This window comes from Hyphomicrobiales bacterium (assembly GCA_016125495.1).
GTDB lineage: Bacteria > Pseudomonadota > Alphaproteobacteria > Rhizobiales > RI-29 > RI-29.
In genome coordinates this window covers 1-17,102 of record WGLQ01000009.1, presented here as the reverse complement: position 1 = coordinate 17,102, position 17,102 = coordinate 1, and the positions used below count along the sequence as shown (strand labels likewise).

The following is a 17,102-nucleotide window of genomic DNA, read 5'->3' as shown; positions in this document are numbered from 1 at the left end:
CGGGGCCGACGGCGGGCTGGCGTGCGGCCGGCGGAGCGGCGATGAAGGTTTTGGGCACGCGGAGGCGGCCCGGGAGATGAGCTGATGAATTTCGATCCCGCCAATCTGGCGTCCTACGCCCCGTTCCTGCCCGAGATCATTCTGGTGGCGGGCGCGCTGCTCATCCTGATGCTCGGGGTGTTCGCGCCGAAGCCGCGAGATGGCGCGCTGTTGACGCTGGCGGTGGTGGTGTTGCTGGCGGCGGCGGCCGTGGTGCTCGCGCAGCCGGCCGGCAAGACCGTGCTCTTCGGTGGAGCGTTCGTCGGTGATTCCTTCGCCCGCTTCATGAAGGTGCTGGTGCTCCTCGGTGCGGCGCTCACCCTCGTGATGTCCTTCGAAGCGCTGGAGGACGCGAGAATCCTCACGTTCGAACTGGCAGCACTCGTGTTGCTCTCCGTCACCGGCATGCTGGTGATGGTCTCGGCCGGCACGCTGATCGCGCTCTATCTCGGGCTCGAGATGCAGAGCCTCGCGCTCTACGTGATCGCGGCCGCGCGGCGCGACAGCGCGCGCTCGGGCGAGGCGGGGCTCAAGTACTTCGTGCTCGGGGCGCTCTCGTCCGGGCTGCTCCTCTATGGCTCTTCGCTGGTCTACGGGTTCACGGGCACCACCGAGTTCGGGGCGATCGCCAGCCAGCTCCAATCGGGTGGGGCGGGCATCGGCCTCATCTTCGGGCTCGTCTTCGTACTCGCGGGCCTCGCTTTCAAGGTTTCGGCGGTGCCCTTCCACATGTGGACGCCGGACGTCTATGAAGGCGCGCCGACGCCGGTGACGGCGTTCTTTGCCGCCGCTCCCAAGATCGCCGCGATGGCGCTGCTGGCGCGCGTGGTGCTGACCGCCTTTCCGAGCATCACACCGCAGTGGCAGCAGGTGCTGGTGTTCCTGTCCATCGCTTCCATGGCGTGGGGTGCCTTTGCCGCGATCGGGCAGACCAACATCAAGCGGCTGATGGCCTATTCCTCGATCGGTCACATGGGTTTCGCACTGGTTGGCCTGGCGGCCGCCAGCCCGGAAGGGGCGAAGTCGGTGGCGATCTACCTGGCCATCTATCTGGTCATGACGCTCGGTGCCTTCGCGTGCATCCTCTCCATGAGGCGGGCCAATGGCAGCGTCGAGGAGGTGAGCGAGCTGGCGGGCCTCGCACAGAGCAATCCCCCAATGGCGTTCCTGCTCGCCGTCCTGCTGTTTTCCCTCGCCGGTATCCCGCCGCTCGCCGGTTTCTTCGCCAAGTTCTACGTCTTTCTGGCGGCCGTGAACGCGGGGCTCTATCCGCTCGCCATCCTCGGCGTGCTCGCGAGCGTGGTCGGGGCCTATTACTACCTCAACATCGTTCGACTGATGTTCTTCGAGGAGCCGGTCGAGCGCTTCGAGCCGATGGCGAACGGGGCGCGCGTCGTGCTGGGTGCTTCGGGCCTGTTCACGCTGCTCTTCGTCTTCGTGCCGGCACCGCTGGTGGCGGCCGCCGAGGCTGCGGCCAAGTCGCTCTTTTGAGCCCGGGCGCGAAGGCGAGGCTGCCACGACCGGCCCCGCGCATCGCGCGCGTGCATGCCGAGGTGACAGGCTCGACCAATGCCGATGCCCTGGCATCGGCCGTCGGGGATGGACCTGGTTACGTCTGGTGGACAGCCGCGAGGCAAACCGCGGGGCGCGGTCGGGCAGGGCGAAGGTGGACGAGCGAGGATGGCAGCTTTGCCGGCTCACTCCTCATCAGGAGGCCGCTCTCACGCGAGGTCGTCGAGGCGTTGCCGCTGATCGCGGGGGTCGCGACCTTCGATGCGATCGCCGATCTCGCGGGGGCGGGCGTCGCGACCTCTGCCATCCGGCTCAAATGGCCGAACGATGTGCTCGTTGGTGGCGCCAAGGTGGCGGGGCTGCTGATCGAGCGCGTGGCGCCTGTGGAAGGCCGACGCGAGGCGGTCGTGATCGGCATCGGCATCAATCTCACCCGTGCGCCCGACATCGCCGGTCGCGCGACGACGTCGCTCGCCGCTGCCGGGATCGAGGCGGATTTCGAAGCGGTGCTCGACGGCCTTTCGAGAGCCCTGCTCGGCTGGATCGGCATCGCCGAAGCGAGCAGCCGTCCTGGTGATGGGGCGAGCGCGCTGGTGCGCGCCGCATGGCTCGCCCGCGCGCTCGAGAACGGAACGGACGTGGTCGTCAACACGGGCGATCGTCAGCTCGCGGGCCGGATCGCGGGGCTCTCCGATCGGGGGGCGCTGCGGCTGGCATTGAACGATGGTGTCATTTGCGAAGTGACTTTCGGCGACGTGTTGCTAAAAAACTGAGTTGAGAAGTGGCCGGGAACGGCGAGCAACGGGTCGAGCGACTGGCTTCGACCCGAGAGGGAGGACTTATGCCAGCAGCGCGGAGCGGCCAGTCGGGCCGTGCCGAGCTCGTCTATGTTGCGCTCGGCGGCGCCGGCGAGATCGGCATGAACTGCTATCTCTACGGCTATGGGCCGCCAGCCGATCGCGCTTGGCTGATGGTCGACCTCGGCGTCACGTTCCCGGGTCCAGGCGAGCCCGGCGTCGACGTCATCATGCCGGACACACGGTTCATCGAGGACCAGCGCGACCGGCTCGCCGGCATCGTGCTGACGCATGCTCACGAGGATCACGTGGGCGCCGTCCTCGATCTCTGGGAGGACCTCAGGGCGCCGGTCTATGCCACCGCCTTCACGATCGGCATGTTGCGCGCCAAGCTGCGCGACTACGGTGGAACGCAGGACATCGAGATCATCGAGATCAAGCAGGGCCAGCGCTTCGAGGTCGGCCCGTTCGACCTCGAGCTGGTGACCGTCGCCCACTCGATTCCGGAGCCCAATGCGCTGGTCATGCGCATGGCGGGCGGCGTCGTGGTCCATAGCGGCGACTGGAAGCTGGACGACGAGCCCGTCATCGGGAAGCCTACGGACGTGGCGCGTCTCGAGGCGATCGGGACGGAGGGCGTCGACGTCCTGATCTGCGATTCGACCAACGCCATTCGGGAAGGCAGCTCGATCACCGAGGGTGAGGTGGGGCGCACTCTCACCGAGATCATCAAAGGGGCGCGCCAGGCGGTCGCCGTTACGCTCTTTGCCTCGAACATGGCGCGCGTTCTGTCGGTCGCGGAGGCGACGCGCGCCGCGGGTCGCCAACTCGTGGTGGCCGGGCGCTCGATGATCCGAAACATCGAGGTTGCGATCGAAACGGGCGTGTTGCCGCGCGACTTCAAGTACTCCGAGGCCGAGACATTCGGGTATCTCAAGCGCGACGAGGCGGTGCTGTTGTGCACCGGCAGCCAGGGCGAGCCACGGGCCGCGCTCGCGCGTATCGCGACCGAAGCCTATCAGTCCGTGAGCTTGCGGCGCGGCGACCTCGTCATCTTCTCCTCGCGCACGATCCCGGGAAACGAGGATGCCGTCGGGCGCGTGCAGAACGCGCTCGCGGCAATGGGCGTCGACATCGTGACGGATGCCGAACGGCGCGTGCATGTGACCGGTCATCCGCGTCGCGAGGAACTGAAGCGCATGTATGCGATGCTGAAGCCCAAGGCCCTCATTCCGATGCACGGGGAGGCGCGGCACATGGCCGAGCACCGGCGCCTCGCGGAAGAACAGGGCATCGAGACGGCGCTGGTGGCGGCCAACGGGACGCTGGTCCGGCTACTGCCGGGGCCGACGGAGGTGGTGGGGACCGTCGCAACGGGGCGAATCTTCCGGGACGGGCGCCTCATCATCGAGGGGACCGATCAGTCGGTTCGCGAGCGTCGCAAACTGGCGGAAGTCGGGATCGTGGTCGTTGCGCTCGCGGTCTCGCGCAAGGGTGAATTGCTCGGCAAACCCTGCGTGATCACCGACGGGGTGCCGGGCGAGGACGACGATGGCGTCGAAATGCGCGAGGTCGTGGCGGTGGTCGTTGCGCGGGCGATCGGCAGCATTCCGCGGGGGCGGGCAAAGGACGCTGGCACGCTCACCGAGGCGGCGAGGCGTGCGGCGCGGAGCGCGGTCTCGGAGGTCTGGGGCAAGAAGCCGATCTGCAAGGTGTTGCTGACCGTTGTCTGATCGGGCATTGAGGCATGCGGTCCAAGGGGTGTGCCGGAGCACTCTTTCCGCCCACAGCCGCGCGGTCGCATCCGTCGAACGAGCCGGCAGCAAACCGCTCGTGGTGCCAAGGATTGAACGGGCGGGCTTGTAAATTCCAGTGCGGGGCGGTCGGCAACTGGTCGGCAACAGGGACCGGGCAAACGGGAGTTTCGGCATGATCGAACGGTTGAACCACGTGGCCATCGCGGTGCGCGACCTCGCCGCCTCGTGCGCCATCTATCGCGACGTGCTCGGGGCAAACGTGTCGGAACCGCTCGCCCAGCCCGAGCACGGCGTTACCGTCGTCTTCGTCACCTTGGCCAACACCAAGATCGAGCTGCTCGAACCGCTCAACGAGGGCTCGCCGATCGCGGCCTTCCTCGAGCGCAATCCTTCGGGCGGAATCCATCATGTGTGCTACGAGGTGGATGACATCCTTGCCGCCCGTGATCGGTTGAAGGCGGGCGGTGCGCGCGTGCTCGGTGACGGAGAGCCGCGCATCGGGGCGCATGGCAAGCCCGTGCTCTTCCTGCACCCGAAGGACTTCTGCGGCACGTTGGTCGAGCTGGAGCAGGCATAGAGCCATGTCGTTGACGTTCGCGCTCGCCATCTATTTCGTCGTCTGGTGGATCGTGCTGTTCGCGATCCTGCCGATCGGCGTGCGCACGCAGGGCGAAAGCGGCGAGGTGGTTCCGGGCACGCCCGCAAGCGCCCCGACCAGCCCCCGGCTGCTGCGCAAGGTGTTGATGACGACGGTTGTCGCCAGCGTCGTTTTCGCCGGCATCTACATCATCATCACCGAGCGTCTGATCGACTTGGACAGCCTGCCCGGCGGGTTGTGACGGCCGGCGCCCGGATGGGCGAGCGGTGCTCCTGAGAGCACGGCCCGAAAGGTCGGCAAGACCAACCGGATCACTCATCTCGCCAGCGGTGATCGCACAAACGAAAACGCAAGGCGCAGAGGCCTTGCGTTGGTCGTATTCACCACTCCCCGGATGTCCCGGTTACTCTACAGCGAACTCTGAGGCCCGTGATCGCCGGCCTCATTCCTCTCCCTAGACTTGGGCGTACCTGCCGTCTCGAGCGGCATTGGCTCCCACGGACCAGACGTTAGCCAATCGACACGCACTTGTCATCATCCACGTGCACCCCCTATCGGAAAATTAGCTGGTCCAGGCGCGGTGCAGCGCGGCACCGTGCGGTCACATTGTGAACGCCACTTCGACGACGAATCCCCGGAGGGACGGGGGGCGCCAGTGGGTCGCCATTGCGCCTTGCGGTCGAAACAGCTAACTGCTGGCAGGAGTGTGCGGCGGAACGGCCGGTGACGTCAGAGCGCCCGCGCCGGAGCGGAAGCGGGCGTCGGAGCACCGCGGCAGCCGGCGGATGGCCTGGAGCAGCGAATGCGTCTTTCACAATACTTCATGCCGGTCCTGCGCGAGACGCCGAAGGAGGCCGAGATCGTCTCCCATCAGCTCATGCTGCGCACGGGCATGATCCGACAAGAGGCGGCCGGTAGCTATTCCTGGCTTCCAACCGGGTTTCGCGTGCTCAAGAAGATCGAGCAGATCGTGCGCGAGGAGCAGGACCGGGCCGGGGCCATCGAAGTTCTGATGCCGACCATCCAGTCGGCCGATCTCTGGCGGAAATCCGGGCGCTACGATGCCTACGGTAAGGAAATGCTGCGCATCCGCGACCGGCACGACCGCGAGATGCTCTATGGCCCGACCAACGAGGAGATGATCACCGACATCTTCCGCCAGGGTGTGCAGAGCTACAAGGACGTGCCACGCAACCTCTATCACATCCAGTGGAAGTTCCGCGACGAGGTACGGCCGCGCTTCGGCGTGATGCGCGGGCGCGAGTTCCTGATGAAGGACGCCTATTCGTTCGACCTGTCGCGCGAGGCGGGCCAGCACTCCTACAACAAGATGTTCGTGGCTTACCTGCGGACATTCGCGCGCATGGGGCTGAAGGCCGTACCAATGCGCGCCGAGACCGGGCCGATCGGTGGTGACGACAGCCACGAATTCCTGATCCTCGCCGATACGGGCGAGAGCGCGGTGTTCTTCGATCGCGATTTCTACGACATGGACTGGTCGGCCTTCGAGATCGATTTCGACGATGTCGGCGCCGTCGCCAAAGTGGTCGAGACCTACACCGCCAAGTACGCGGCAACCGACGACAAGCACGATGCGGTCGAATTCGACAAGCGCGTGCCCAAGTCGCGCCAACTCGCCGGGCGCGGCATCGAGGTCGGTCACATCTTCTTTTTCGGGACCAAGTATTCCGAGCCGCTCGGTTGCACCGTGCAGGGGCCGGACGGCCAGAAGGTGGCGGTGCAGTCGGGCTCCTATGGTATCGGCGTCTCGCGGCTGGTGGCCGCGGTGATCGAGGCGAGCCACGATGAAGCCGGCATCATCTGGCCGGCGAGCGTCGCCCCGTTCGACATCGGGCTCGTCAACCTCAAGTCGGGCGACGCGGCGACGGATGCGGCCTGCGAAGGGCTGCTGGCAAAGCTGACGAAGGCCGGGCGTGACGTGCTCTACGACGATACCGACGAGCGCGCGGGGGCGAAGTTCGCGACCATGGATCTCATCGGATTGCCCAAGCAACTCATCGTCGGGCCCAAAGGCCTCAAAGCCGGTGAGGTCGAGATCAAGGACCGGGCCAGTGGGGGACGCGAGACGCTGTCGCTCGAAGCTGCCCTCAATCGTCTGACGGTGGCCGATTGAGCTCGCCGCGGCCAAGGAGCAAGGGGCGCGAGACGCCGCCATTCGCACCGTTCGAGTGGATGCTGGCGCTGCGTTATCTCGGGGCTCGGCGGCGCGAGGGGCTCATCTCGGTGATCGCCGGATTCTCGTTCATCGGCATCGTGCTCGGAGTGATGACCCTGATCGTCGTGATGGCCGTCATGAACGGTTTTCGCGCGGAGCTGTTCGACAAGATCCTCGGGGTCAACGGCCACGCCATCGTGCACAAGATCGGCGGTCGTTTCGAGGACTACGACGACGTCGCCTCTCGCCTGCGAACGGTCGGGGGCGTGAGCAAAGTGATGCCGATGGTCGAGGGGCAGGTCATGATGTCCGGCCCAGCCAACACGGCTGGCGCGCTCGTGCGGGGCATGCGCGGGAACGATATCGCCGGCTTGCCACTGATCGGCGGGCGCATCCAGGAGGGGAGCCTCGAGGGTTTCGACGCCTCGGGGGGCATCGCCATCGGCACGCGGCTCGCGCAGAACCTGCGCGTCGGCATCGGCGATTTCGTCACGATCATCAATCCGCGCGGCAAGACCACGGTCTTCGGGACCAAGCCCAACATCAAGCAGTACAAGGTCGTTGCGACCTTCGAGATCGGCATGTCGGAGTACGACCGCTCGATCGTCTTCATGCCGCTCGACGAGGCGCAGATTTATTTCAACCAGCCGGGTGCGGTCACGGTGCTCGAGATGCTGGTCGACGATCCCGAGACGATCGCCGGGTTGATCCCACAGTTGCGCCAGGCGGGCGGGCCGACCGTGTTCGTCAGCGACTGGACGGAGCGCAACGAGAGCTTCTTCACCGTGCTCGAGGTCGAGCGCAACGTCATGTTCATCATCCTCAGCCTGATCGTGCTGGTGGCCGCGCTCAACATCATTTCCGGCCTGATGATGCTGGTGAAGGACAAGGGCCGCGATATCGCGATCCTTCGCACGATGGGGGCCACGCGCGGCGCGGTGATGCGCGTTTTCCTCATCACCGGAGCGAGCATCGGCATTGTCGGGACAATCGTCGGTTTGATCCTCGGGATCATCTTCTGCCGCAACATCGAGAGCATTCGCCAGGGGGTGAGCGCCCTCACGGGCACCACCATGTTCGATCCCAACGTCTATTATCTCGCCACGCTACCGGCCAAGATCGATGTCGGGGAGACGACCTCCATCGTGATCATGGCGCTCAGCCTCTCGGTTCTCGCGACGGTCTATCCGTCCTGGAAGGCCTCCCGGCTCGATCCGGTCGAGGCGTTGAGGTACGAGTGACGCTGATGGCACACGCGATCGAATTGGACGGCATCGTGCGTACCTTCGAGCAGGGCAGCCGCACCATCGAGGTGCTGCGCGGGGCGAGTACGTACATCGACGCTGGCGAATGCGTGGCGCTGGTCGGCCCGTCCGGTGCGGGAAAGTCGTCACTCCTGCATGTCGCCGGTCTCCTCGAACGGCCGAACAATGGGCGCGTCGTCATCGATGGCGAGGATTGCTCGAAGATGGACGACAGCTCGCGCACGCGCCTCAGGCGTAGCGCCATCGGCTTCGTCTACCAGTTCCACCACCTGCTGCCGGAGTTCTCGGCCCTCGAGAACGTGCTCATTCCGCAGCTCATCCTCGGGCGCAGCCGGCGCGAGGGGACGGAGCGGGCGAAGTCGATGCTCGCGTCGCTCGGGCTCGAGGGGCGGATGGGACACCGCCCGGCCGAACTCTCCGGCGGCGAACAGCAGCGCGTGGCGATCGCGCGCGCACTCGCCAACGGTCCGCACGTGCTGCTGGCCGACGAGCCGACCGGCAACCTCGATCCGGAAACCGCCGAGCGGGTTTTCGCGGCCCTCGTCGAGCTGATCCGGCGTGAGCGTGTCGCGGCTCTCATCGCCACGCACAATCTCGAACTCGCCGCCCGTATGGACCGCACGTTGCGGCTCGCCGAGGGGCGGCTCGTCGAACTGACGAGCGGCGAGGTCGGCGCGGCGCACCGTCGCTGACGGTCCCCGCCGACCGCGGGCAGCGTTGTGGCCGGTGGCGGAATCGGCCCATTCTGCATGTTTCCTGGTCGAGGTGAGGAGCAAGCGGGATGGCGGGCGACATTCGTCCCTTCGTGCATTTGCGGGTGCACTCAGCGTATTCACTGCTGGAGGGCGCGCTACCGGTCGGCAAGCTCGTCGGGCTTGCCAAGGCCGATGGGATGGTCGCCGTCGGTATCGCCGACACGGGCAATCTCTTCGGCGCTCTCGAATTCTCGGAGAAGGCGGCGGGTAGCGGCATCCAGCCGATCATCGGGTCCGTTCTGACGCTTTCGCCTCCGGCCGCGGGCAAGGATCAGCGCGGCAAGGACGAGGGGCGCGGTGGCTGGGTGGCGGGTGGGCTGGTGCTCATCGCCAAGGACGAGCGCGGTTACGCCAATCTCATGGAGCTGACCAGCCGGGCCTATCTCGATCGGGGTGGCGAGGGGGGAGCGGCGGTCGGGCTGGAACTCGTTGCCGAGAAGGCCGAAGGCCTCATCTGTCTCACGGGTGGACCGGACGGACCGGTCGATCGCACGTTCGCGGCCGGGCGCGAGGCGGATGCGCAGGGTCTGGTCGCGCGGCTCGCTTCGGCGTTCGGTGACCGTCTCTACGTCGAACTGCAGCGCCACGGCCTCGCCGGGGAGCGCGCGGTCGAGGGGCAGCTGGTGGACCTCGCCTATCGCGAGGGACTAGCGATCGTCGCCAGCAACGAGCCCTATTTCGCGACGCCCGACGATCACGAGGCGCACGACGCGCTCATCTGCATCGCTGCCGGCACCTACGTTGCCGAGGACGAGCGGCGTCGCTTGACGCGCGAGCACTATTTCAAGTCGCAGGCCGAGATGGGACGGCTTTTTGCGGATCTGCCGGAGGCGATCGATGCGACCATCGAGATCGCCCGGCGCTGTGCCGTTCGCCCGCGTACGCGCAAGCCCATCCTGCCACAGTTCGTCGCCACCGAGGCAGGGGGCGATACAATCGCGCATCAGGCCGCCGAGGCCGCCGAACTCGCGCGCCAGGCCCGCGAGGGGCTCGCCCGAAGGCTGGCAACGGGAGGCGTCGCGCCCGGATACGCCGAGGAGGATTATCGCGCGCGTCTCGAGTTCGAACTCTCGATCATCACGAGCATGAAGTTCCCTGGATATTTCCTCATCGTCGCGGACTTCATCAAGTGGGCCAAGAGCCATTCGATCCCGGTCGGACCCGGGCGCGGCTCCGGTGCCGGTTCGGTGGTCGCATGGGCGCTCACCATCACCGACCTCGATCCCCTGCGTTTCGGTCTCCTCTTCGAGCGGTTCCTCAATCCCGAGCGCGTCTCGATGCCGGATTTCGACATCGACTTCTGCCAGGACCGCCGCGACGAGGTGATCCGCTACGTGCAGGAGAAATACGGCGCCGATCGCGTTGCCCAGATCATCACGTTCGGCAAGCTGCAGGCCCGCGCCGTCCTGCGCGACGTCGGGCGCGTATTGCAGTTGCCCTATACGCAGGTCGACCGGCTGTGCAAGCTCGTGCCGAACAATCCCGCCAACCCGGTCACGCTCGAGCAGGCGATCGGAGACGAACCGCGTCTCGCGGAGGCGCGCGACGGCGACGAGACGGTCGCGAACCTGCTCGCGATCGGCATGAAGCTCGAAGGCCTCTATCGGCATGCATCGACCCATGCGGCGGGGGTGGTGATCGGGGATCGCCCGCTGACGCAGCTCGTGCCGCTCTATCGCGATCCGCGATCGGCCCTGCCGGCGACGCAGTTCAACATGAAGTGGGTGGAGCCGGCGGGCCTCGTCAAGTTCGACTTCCTCGGTCTCAAGACGTTGACCGTGATCGAGCGCGCGGTCGAACTGGTTCGCCGAGGGGGAGGGGAAATCGATCTCGAGCGCCTCGCTCTGGACGACCGGGCGAGCTACGAACTGCTGGCACGGGGCGATACGGCGGGCGTTTTCCAGCTCGAATCCGTCGGCATGCGCGAGAGCCTCAAGCGGCTGAAGCCCGACCGCTTCGAGGACATCATCGCCATGGTCTCGCTCTACCGGCCGGGGCCGATGGAAAACATCCCGACGTACATCAACCGCAAGCACGGGCTCGAGGCGGTCGAGTATCCGCATCCCCTGCTCGAGCCGATCCTGGGGGAGACCTACGGCGTCATCATCTACCAGGAGCAGGTGATGCAAATCGCTCAAGTCCTCTCGGGCTATTCGCTCGGAGAGGCCGATCTGCTGCGTCGTGCCATGGGAAAAAAAATCAAGGAGGAGATGGCGCAGCAGCGCACCCGCTTCGTCGATGGCGCGGTCCAGCGCGGCGTCGACAAGGCCAAGGCCGGCGGCATCTTCGACCTCGTCGACAAGTTCGCGGGCTACGGCTTCAACAAGTCGCATGCTGCGGCCTATGCGCTGCTCGCCTACCAGACGGCCTATCTCAAGGCGAACCATCCGGTCGCCTTCCTTGCGGCGTCCATGACGTTCGACATGGGCAATACCGACAAGCTGACGCTCTTTTGCCGTGAGGCGAGCCGGCTCGGCATCGAGGTGCGGCCGCCCTGTGTCAATGCCTCCGGCGTCGACTTCTCCCCGGAGGGCGGGGCCATCCGCTATGCGCTGGCGGCGATCAAGAGCATCGGGCGGGGCGTTGTCGAACAGATCGAGGCAACGCGCGCGCGCGGCGGACCGTTCGAGAGCCTCGACGACTTCGCTCAGCGCATCGATGCCCGCGCCTTCAACCGGCGAACCATCGAAACGCTGGCGGCGGCGGGCGCCTTCGATGCGCTCGGCGTCGATCGCGCGACGGTGCACGCCAATGCCGAGACGATCATGGCCACCGCGCAGCGTCTGGCGAGCGACCGCTCGAGCGGTCAGATCGGGCTCTTTGCGGTGGTCGCGGACGAGGGGCCCGAGGGCGGGCAGGTCGATCTGCGGCCGGTGCGGCCATGGGTCGCAACGGAGCGTTTGACGCGGGAGTTCGACGCGGTCGGCTTCTATCTCACCGGTCACCCGATCGATCAGTACGCCTCGGTGCTCGAACAGCTCGGCGTCGAGCGGTACGCGGCATTCGCGGATCGGGCCTTTCCGGGCCTTTCGACGACGCTCGCTGCAACAGTCACCAGCTGCCGCATCCGGCGCTCGGCCAAGGGCAACAAGTTCGCATTCGCCGGCTTTTCCGATCCGTCTGGCCAATTCGAGGCCATGGTGTTCTCGGAGCTCTTGACGAGCGCGTCGGACCTGCTCGAGACCGGCACGCCGGTGCTGGTGCACGTCCATGCCGACGGCGACGACGAGAGCTTGCGGTTGCGGGTGGCGTCGGTGGAGTCGCTCGATGTGGCGGCGAACCGCATCCGAAAGCGACTGACACTGCGGCTCGGGGCGGGCACGGTCTGGAGTGCGCTGCGCGAAGGGCTGGCGAGCGAGGGGGCCGGGCGGGTGCGTCTCGAGATCCAGCTCGCCGAGCGCCACCGCGAGGTCGTCGTGGAGCTTCCCGGCGGCTACGACGTATCGCCGGGGCGGGCCGAGAGGCTGCGGGCGCTGCCCGGGGTCATCGCGGTCGTCGAGGGGTAGCTTCGGCGGGGCCGAGCTCAGGTGAGACCGGCACCGACGACCGTGCCTTCGGGGCTGGGTCGACGCTCTCGGCGCCGCGCTGACACATTCGCAGGGAGCGTTGGCTCGCGGCCGGACTTGCTTGCAACCAGGGTATTCACGCGTGCTGTCGAGGCGACCGCCTTGCCGCTACCGTCAGAGATATGGCTGGCGGCCGCGGACGGCTCGAGGGACGGTTTTCCAGCCAGATGCGGGCGGGATCGGGCGCGGATGCGGACCCGCTCAGGGACGGTGCCTTCGTTCGATGACGACAGCGTCGCTGCAACGGTCGCAGCGCCCGTCGTCGTCACTCGTGAAGCCGTTGCGTCGGGCTCGGAAAGCGCGGCCACGAGCGATCGCGGCCGGCGGCGTGCCGGTTGGCTTTTCGGCCGACCAGCAGGCTCGACAGGCGCGAGACGGCGCGCGAGGTATTCGAGCAGCGCGGCAAGCAGCGCATCGTCGGTGCGGTAGCGGGTGGCACGACCGGTTCGCTCGACCAGCACAAGTCCCACTTCCTGCAAGGGGGTGACGGCTGCGCGGATGCGGTCCGTGGGTTCCCCGAGGCGGGCGGCGAGGCGTGAAAGGGTGATGCTGTCGCCGGCGAGCGGGGCTAGCTGGCCAACGATGCGCAAACGCAGCGGATTACCGAGAACACCCAGCAGACCGGCAGCATCCCAGGTGAACATGAGCCGTACTCCATACTCTGTCGGGCCGGGGGGCTCGCGACAGGGGAGCATTCTAGCCCATTGGGTCCGCATGTGAAACCGAATGGCGCGTGTGTCGGATGCCATGGTTGAGCCGGGATGAGCGGATCATCGCGGAAGCCGTCGGGCGCCGGGCGCTGGGCCATGGGGGCGGGCGTGGGTTCGCGCTTGCCTGCGCCGGATGCATCCAGCAAATTCGCGCGCCGTTCGCCGTCGAAGCCGCTCCTCTCCCTGTCCGACCTCCGGTTGGCGAGGCCGGAACACGAACTTTCTTGCAAATCGCGCTCAGACGGTGTTGACGACCTGGGCGACAGGAGCTAGTTTCCGCGCACTCTCTGCAGGCGGTAGGTCGGCTTTGCGTCGCGTGCCAATACGCGACCTAAACGCTGCAGCACGAAACCGAATGCCAGAACTGATGCATCATCGCCCCCAAGTCAGGGGCCGCGATGCTCTGCTGTCAGAGCCGGATGCCAAGTGGGCATCGCGGCTCATCACACTTGTTTTTGTGCACCCCTCACGGGGGGGGCCGTTGTCAAAGAGACCGGACGGAACGCATGCCGACCATTCAGCAGCTGATCCGCAAGCCGCGCGTGCGGCCGACGAAGCGCAACAAGGTGCCTGCGATGCAGTCGTGCCCGCAGCGGCGGGGCGTTTGCACGCGCGTCTATACGACGACGCCGAAGAAGCCGAACTCGGCGCTGCGCAAGGTCGCCCGTGTCAGGCTGACCAACGGTTTCGAGGTGACGAGCTACATCCCGGGCGAGGGGCACAACCTGCAGGAGCACTCGGTGGTCATGATCCGCGGGGGCCGCGTGAAGGACCTGCCGGGCGTGCGTTATCACATCATCCGCGGCGTGCTCGATACGCAGGGACTGCCGAAGCGCCGTCAGCGGCGCTCGAAGTACGGGGCCAAGCGGCCGAAGTAAGCCGACAGGAACGGCGCCGGGCCTTGGTGGCGCCACGAGCGGTGCGCCGGCCGGCGTGTCAGGAACCACGGCGGACAGAAGACAGCGTGAAGGACGAGCGAGATGTCCCGACGTCACAGAGCAGACAAGCGCGAGATCAACCCGGATCCGAAATACGGTGATCTCGTCGTCTCGAAGTTCATGAACTCGATCATGTTCGACGGCAAGAAGTCGGCGGCGGAGTCGATCGTTTACGGGGCGCTCGAACAGATCGAGCAGCGCACCAAACGCAACCCGGTCGAGATGTTCCGCGACGCGCTGCAGAATGTGATGCCGTCCGTCGAGGTCCGCTCGCGGCGCGTCGGCGGCGCGACCTATCAGGTGCCGGTCGAGGTGCGGGCCGAGCGTCGGCAGGCCCTCGCGATCCGCTGGATCATCACGGCGGCGCGCAAGCGCAACGAGAACACAATGATCGAGAGGCTCTCGGGCGAGCTTCTCGATGCCGCGAACAACCGCGGGACGGCGGTCAAGAAGCGGGAAGACACCCACAAGATGGCCGACGCCAACAAGGCCTTCTCGCACTATCGCTGGTAGGCGCCGGGTGCAACGTAGCTAAGCGAGGCGACGGTTCGGTCCGGCCTCACGCAAGAGAGAACGACGATGGCACGCGAAACCCCCATCGAGCTCTATCGTAACATCGGGATCATGGCTCACATCGACGCCGGTAAAACGACGACGACGGAGCGCATCCTCTATTATACGGGTAAGAGCCACAAGATCGGCGAAGTCCACGACGGCGCCGCGACGATGGATTGGATGGAGCAGGAGCAGGAGCGCGGCATTACGATCACGTCGGCCGCGACGACGACGTTCTGGCAGCTCCTCGATATCTCCGGCCAGCCGCTCGGGCCACGCCACCGCGTCAACATCATCGACACGCCCGGCCACGTCGACTTCACCATCGAGGTGGAGCGCTCGCTGCGCGTGCTCGACGGCGCGGTTGCCCTCCTCGATGCCAACGCCGGCGTCGAGCCGCAGACCGAGACGGTCTGGCGCCAGGGCGACAAGTACCACGTGCCGCGGATGTTCTTCGTCAACAAGATGGACAAGACCGGCGCCGATTTCTTCAATTGTGTCAAGATGATCCGCGACCGGCTCGGGGCCAAGCCGGTGGTCATGCAGCTGCCGATCGGAGCCGAGAACCAGTTCGTCGGGGTCGTCGATCTGGTGCGCATGAAGGCGATCATCTGGGAGGAAGAGACCCTCGGCGCGAAGTTCCGCGAAGAGGAAATCCCGGCCGAGATGCGGGCCCAGTGCGAGGAGTATCGCGAGAAGCTGATCGAGACGGTCGTCGAAGTCGACGAGGCCGCGACCGAGGCTTATCTCGAGGGTGAAATGCCCGACGAGGCGGGAATTCGCGCGCTCGTTCGCAGGGGCACTTGTGAGGTGCAGTTTTTCCCCGTGTTCTGCGGCTCGGCCTTCAAGAACAAGGGCGTGCAGCCGCTGCTCGACGCCGTCATTCATTATCTTCCGGCCCCGGCCGACGTGCCCGACATCAAGGGCATCGACGTCAAGACGGGCGCCGAGATCGTGCGCAAGTCGTCGGACAGCGAGCCGCTCGGCATGCTCGCGTTCAAGATCATGAACGACCCGTTCGTCGGCTCGTTGACGTTCTGCCGCATCTACTCGGGCCGTCTCGAGGCCGGCCAGGCCGTGCTCAACACGGTCAAGGAGAAGAAAGAGCGGGTCGGGCGCATGCTGCTGATGCACGCCAACAGCCGCGAGGACATTAAAGAGGCGTACGCGGGCGACATCGTCGCGCTCGCCGGCCTCAAGGATGTGACGACGGGCGACACGCTCTGCGATCCCCTCAAGCCGGTGATCCTCGAGCGCATGGAGTTCCCGAACCCGGTGATCGAGATCGCGGTCGAGCCGAAGTCGAAGGGCGACCAGGAGAAGATGGCGCTCGCGCTCAACCGCCTCGCGCAGGAGGACCCGTCTTTCCGCGTCGCCAGCGATCCCGAGAGCGGCCAGACCATCATCAAGGGGATGGGCGAGCTGCACCTCGACATCATCGTCGACCGCATGCGTCGCGAGTTCAAGGTGGAGGCCAATATCGGCCAGCCGCAGGTCGCCTATCGCGAGACGATCACCAAGACCGCCTCGGTGGACTACACGCACAAGAAGCAGACCGGCGGCACGGGCCAGTTCGCGCGCGTCAAACTGACGATCGAGCCGGGTGAGCCGAATTCGGGCTTCAGCTTCGAGAGTTCGATCATCGGCGGCGCGGTGCCGAAGGAATACATTCCGGGCGTCGAGAAGGGCATCAAATCGGTGATCGACACCGGCGTGCTCGCGGGCTTCCCGATGCTCGACATCAAGGTGACGCTCACGGACGGTGCCTATCATGAGGTCGATTCGAGCGTCATGGCCTTCGAGATTGCCTCGCGGGCGGCGTTCCGCGAGGGGGCCCAGAAAGCAGGCCCCAAGCTGCTCGAGCCGATCATGAAGGTGGAAGTGGTGACGCCGGAGGAATATCTCGGCGGCATCATGGGCGACCTCAATTCGCGGCGCGGGCAGGTGCAGGGACAGGACCAGCGCGGCAATGCGCTGGTCGTCAACGCCATGGTGCCGCTGGCGAACATGTTCGGCTACGTGAACACGTTGCGCTCCATGAGCCAGGGGCGTGCGCAGTTCACGATGCAATTCGATCACTACGCACAGGTTCCGCAGGCCGTTGCCGAGGAGGTTCGGGCGAAGTTCGCCTGAGCACCGATCGGTAACGGGGACATCAGCGATTCTGACTGGGAATGGAGAGCCGGATATGGCCAAGGGTAAGTTCGAACGCAATAAGCCGCATTGCAACATCGGCACGATCGGTCACGTCGACCATGGCAAGACGTCGCTGACGGCTGCGATCACCAAGGTCCTGGCCGAAACGGGCGGTGCCACGTTCACGGCCTACGATCAGATCGACAAGGCTCCGGAGGAGCGGGCGCGCGGCATCACCATTTCGACCGCGCACGTCGAATACGAGACGACGAACCGCCACTATGCGCACGTCGACTGC

General features: G+C 66.1%; 14 protein-coding genes. 13 read left to right on the top strand and 1 reads right to left on the bottom strand.

What is annotated here, in order from left to right:
• The first annotated feature begins 84 nt into the window (after positions 1-84).
• The 9 genes from nuoN to dnaE all read left to right on the top strand — a co-directional run bounded on the left by nuoN (position 85) and on the right by dnaE (position 12,405).
• The gene (gene nuoN / locus GC150_08870; GenBank protein ID MBI1385007.1) at positions 85-1,530 is read left to right on the top strand and encodes an NADH-quinone oxidoreductase subunit NuoN; all 1,446 of its coding nucleotides are present in this window, start codon (positions 85-87) and stop codon (positions 1,528-1,530) included.
• Complete coding sequence (locus GC150_08865; GenBank protein MBI1385006.1) at positions 1,527-2,324, top strand: biotin--[acetyl-CoA-carboxylase] ligase; 798 nt, start codon at positions 1,527-1,529, stop codon at positions 2,322-2,324. Before nuoN ends, GC150_08865 begins: the two co-directional genes overlap by 4 nt.
• Positions 2,325-2,392: 68 nt before the next feature.
• Complete coding sequence (locus tag GC150_08860) at positions 2,393-4,081, top strand: MBL fold metallo-hydrolase (protein ID MBI1385005.1); 1,689 nt, start codon at positions 2,393-2,395, stop codon at positions 4,079-4,081.
• Between the two features lie 196 nt (positions 4,082-4,277).
• Positions 4,278-4,682: a methylmalonyl-CoA epimerase gene (gene mce, locus GC150_08855; protein MBI1385004.1), complete on the top strand. Its 405-nt coding sequence runs from the start codon at positions 4,278-4,280 to the stop codon at positions 4,680-4,682.
• Positions 4,683-4,686: 4 nt separating this feature from the next.
• The gene (locus tag GC150_08850; protein MBI1385003.1) at positions 4,687-4,944 is read left to right on the top strand and encodes a DUF1467 family protein; all 258 of its coding nucleotides are present in this window, start codon (positions 4,687-4,689) and stop codon (positions 4,942-4,944) included.
• Positions 4,945-5,505: 561 nt separating this feature from the next.
• Entirely contained in the window at positions 5,506-6,837 is a 1,332-nt protein-coding gene (locus GC150_08845; protein ID MBI1385002.1) for a proline--tRNA ligase, read from the top strand.
• A 59-nt stretch (positions 6,838-6,896) separates the two neighbouring features.
• Complete coding sequence (locus GC150_08840; GenBank protein ID MBI1385001.1) at positions 6,897-8,120, top strand: lipoprotein-releasing ABC transporter permease subunit; 1,224 nt, start codon at positions 6,897-6,899, stop codon at positions 8,118-8,120.
• Between the two features lie 5 nt (positions 8,121-8,125).
• Positions 8,126-8,836, top strand: a complete 711-nt coding sequence (locus tag GC150_08835) for an ATP-binding cassette domain-containing protein (GenBank protein ID MBI1385000.1) — start codon at positions 8,126-8,128, stop codon at positions 8,834-8,836.
• 89 nt (positions 8,837-8,925) lie between these two features.
• Positions 8,926-12,405 carry a DNA polymerase III subunit alpha gene (gene dnaE / locus GC150_08830; GenBank protein ID MBI1384999.1) on the top strand — a complete coding sequence of 1,160 codons (3,480 nt, stop codon included), beginning with the start codon at positions 8,926-8,928 and terminating at the stop codon, positions 12,403-12,405.
• A 17-nt stretch (positions 12,406-12,422) separates the two neighbouring features.
• On the opposite strand, the gene GC150_08825 is transcribed toward dnaE, so the two are convergent.
• Complete coding sequence (locus tag GC150_08825) at positions 12,423-13,109, bottom strand: hypothetical protein (GenBank protein MBI1384998.1); 687 nt, start codon at positions 13,107-13,109, stop codon at positions 12,423-12,425.
• Positions 13,110-13,681: 572 nt separating this feature from the next.
• Between GC150_08825 and rpsL the strand changes: the two genes are divergently transcribed.
• From rpsL to tuf, 4 genes are all read left to right on the top strand, one after another.
• On the top strand, positions 13,682-14,053 hold the full coding sequence (gene rpsL, locus GC150_08820) for a 30S ribosomal protein S12 (protein ID MBI1384997.1): 372 nt from the start codon (positions 13,682-13,684) through the stop codon (positions 14,051-14,053).
• A gap of 102 nt (positions 14,054-14,155) precedes the next feature.
• Entirely contained in the window at positions 14,156-14,626 is a 471-nt protein-coding gene (gene rpsG, locus GC150_08815) for a 30S ribosomal protein S7 (protein ID MBI1384996.1), read from the top strand.
• Positions 14,627-14,692: 66 nt separating this feature from the next.
• Positions 14,693-16,801, top strand: coding sequence for an elongation factor G (gene fusA, locus GC150_08810; GenBank protein ID MBI1384995.1), 2,109 nt, complete (start codon positions 14,693-14,695; stop codon positions 16,799-16,801).
• Between the two features lie 55 nt (positions 16,802-16,856).
• Positions 16,857-17,102 (top strand): elongation factor Tu (tuf, locus tag GC150_08805; GenBank protein ID MBI1384994.1); only part of this gene is annotated, 246 nt, incomplete at its 3' end.

What these genes read in the sequence shown, in the direction of transcription:
- nuoN (MBI1385007.1), top strand. Translation starts at nt 85, where the DNA reads ATGAATTTCGATCCCGCCAATCTGGCGTCCTACGCCCCGTTCCTGCCC.
- GC150_08860 (MBI1385005.1), top strand. Translation starts at nt 2,393, where the DNA reads ATGCCAGCAGCGCGGAGCGGCCAGTCGGGCCGTGCCGAGCTCGTCTAT.
- mce (MBI1385004.1), top strand. Translation starts at nt 4,278, where the DNA reads ATGATCGAACGGTTGAACCACGTGGCCATCGCGGTGCGCGACCTCGCC.
- GC150_08850 (MBI1385003.1), top strand. Translation starts at nt 4,687, where the DNA reads ATGTCGTTGACGTTCGCGCTCGCCATCTATTTCGTCGTCTGGTGGATC.
- GC150_08845 (MBI1385002.1), top strand. Translation starts at nt 5,506, where the DNA reads ATGCGTCTTTCACAATACTTCATGCCGGTCCTGCGCGAGACGCCGAAG.
- GC150_08840 (MBI1385001.1), top strand. Translation starts at nt 6,897, where the DNA reads ATGCTGGCGCTGCGTTATCTCGGGGCTCGGCGGCGCGAGGGGCTCATC.
- GC150_08835 (MBI1385000.1), top strand. Translation starts at nt 8,126, where the DNA reads ATGGCACACGCGATCGAATTGGACGGCATCGTGCGTACCTTCGAGCAG.
- dnaE (MBI1384999.1), top strand. Translation starts at nt 8,926, where the DNA reads ATGGCGGGCGACATTCGTCCCTTCGTGCATTTGCGGGTGCACTCAGCG.
- GC150_08825 (MBI1384998.1), bottom strand. Translation starts at nt 13,109, where the DNA reads ATGTTCACCTGGGATGCTGCCGGTCTGCTGGGTGTTCTCGGTAATCCG.
- rpsL (MBI1384997.1), top strand. Translation starts at nt 13,682, where the DNA reads ATGCCGACCATTCAGCAGCTGATCCGCAAGCCGCGCGTGCGGCCGACG.
- rpsG (MBI1384996.1), top strand. Translation starts at nt 14,156, where the DNA reads ATGTCCCGACGTCACAGAGCAGACAAGCGCGAGATCAACCCGGATCCG.
- fusA (MBI1384995.1), top strand. Translation starts at nt 14,693, where the DNA reads ATGGCACGCGAAACCCCCATCGAGCTCTATCGTAACATCGGGATCATG.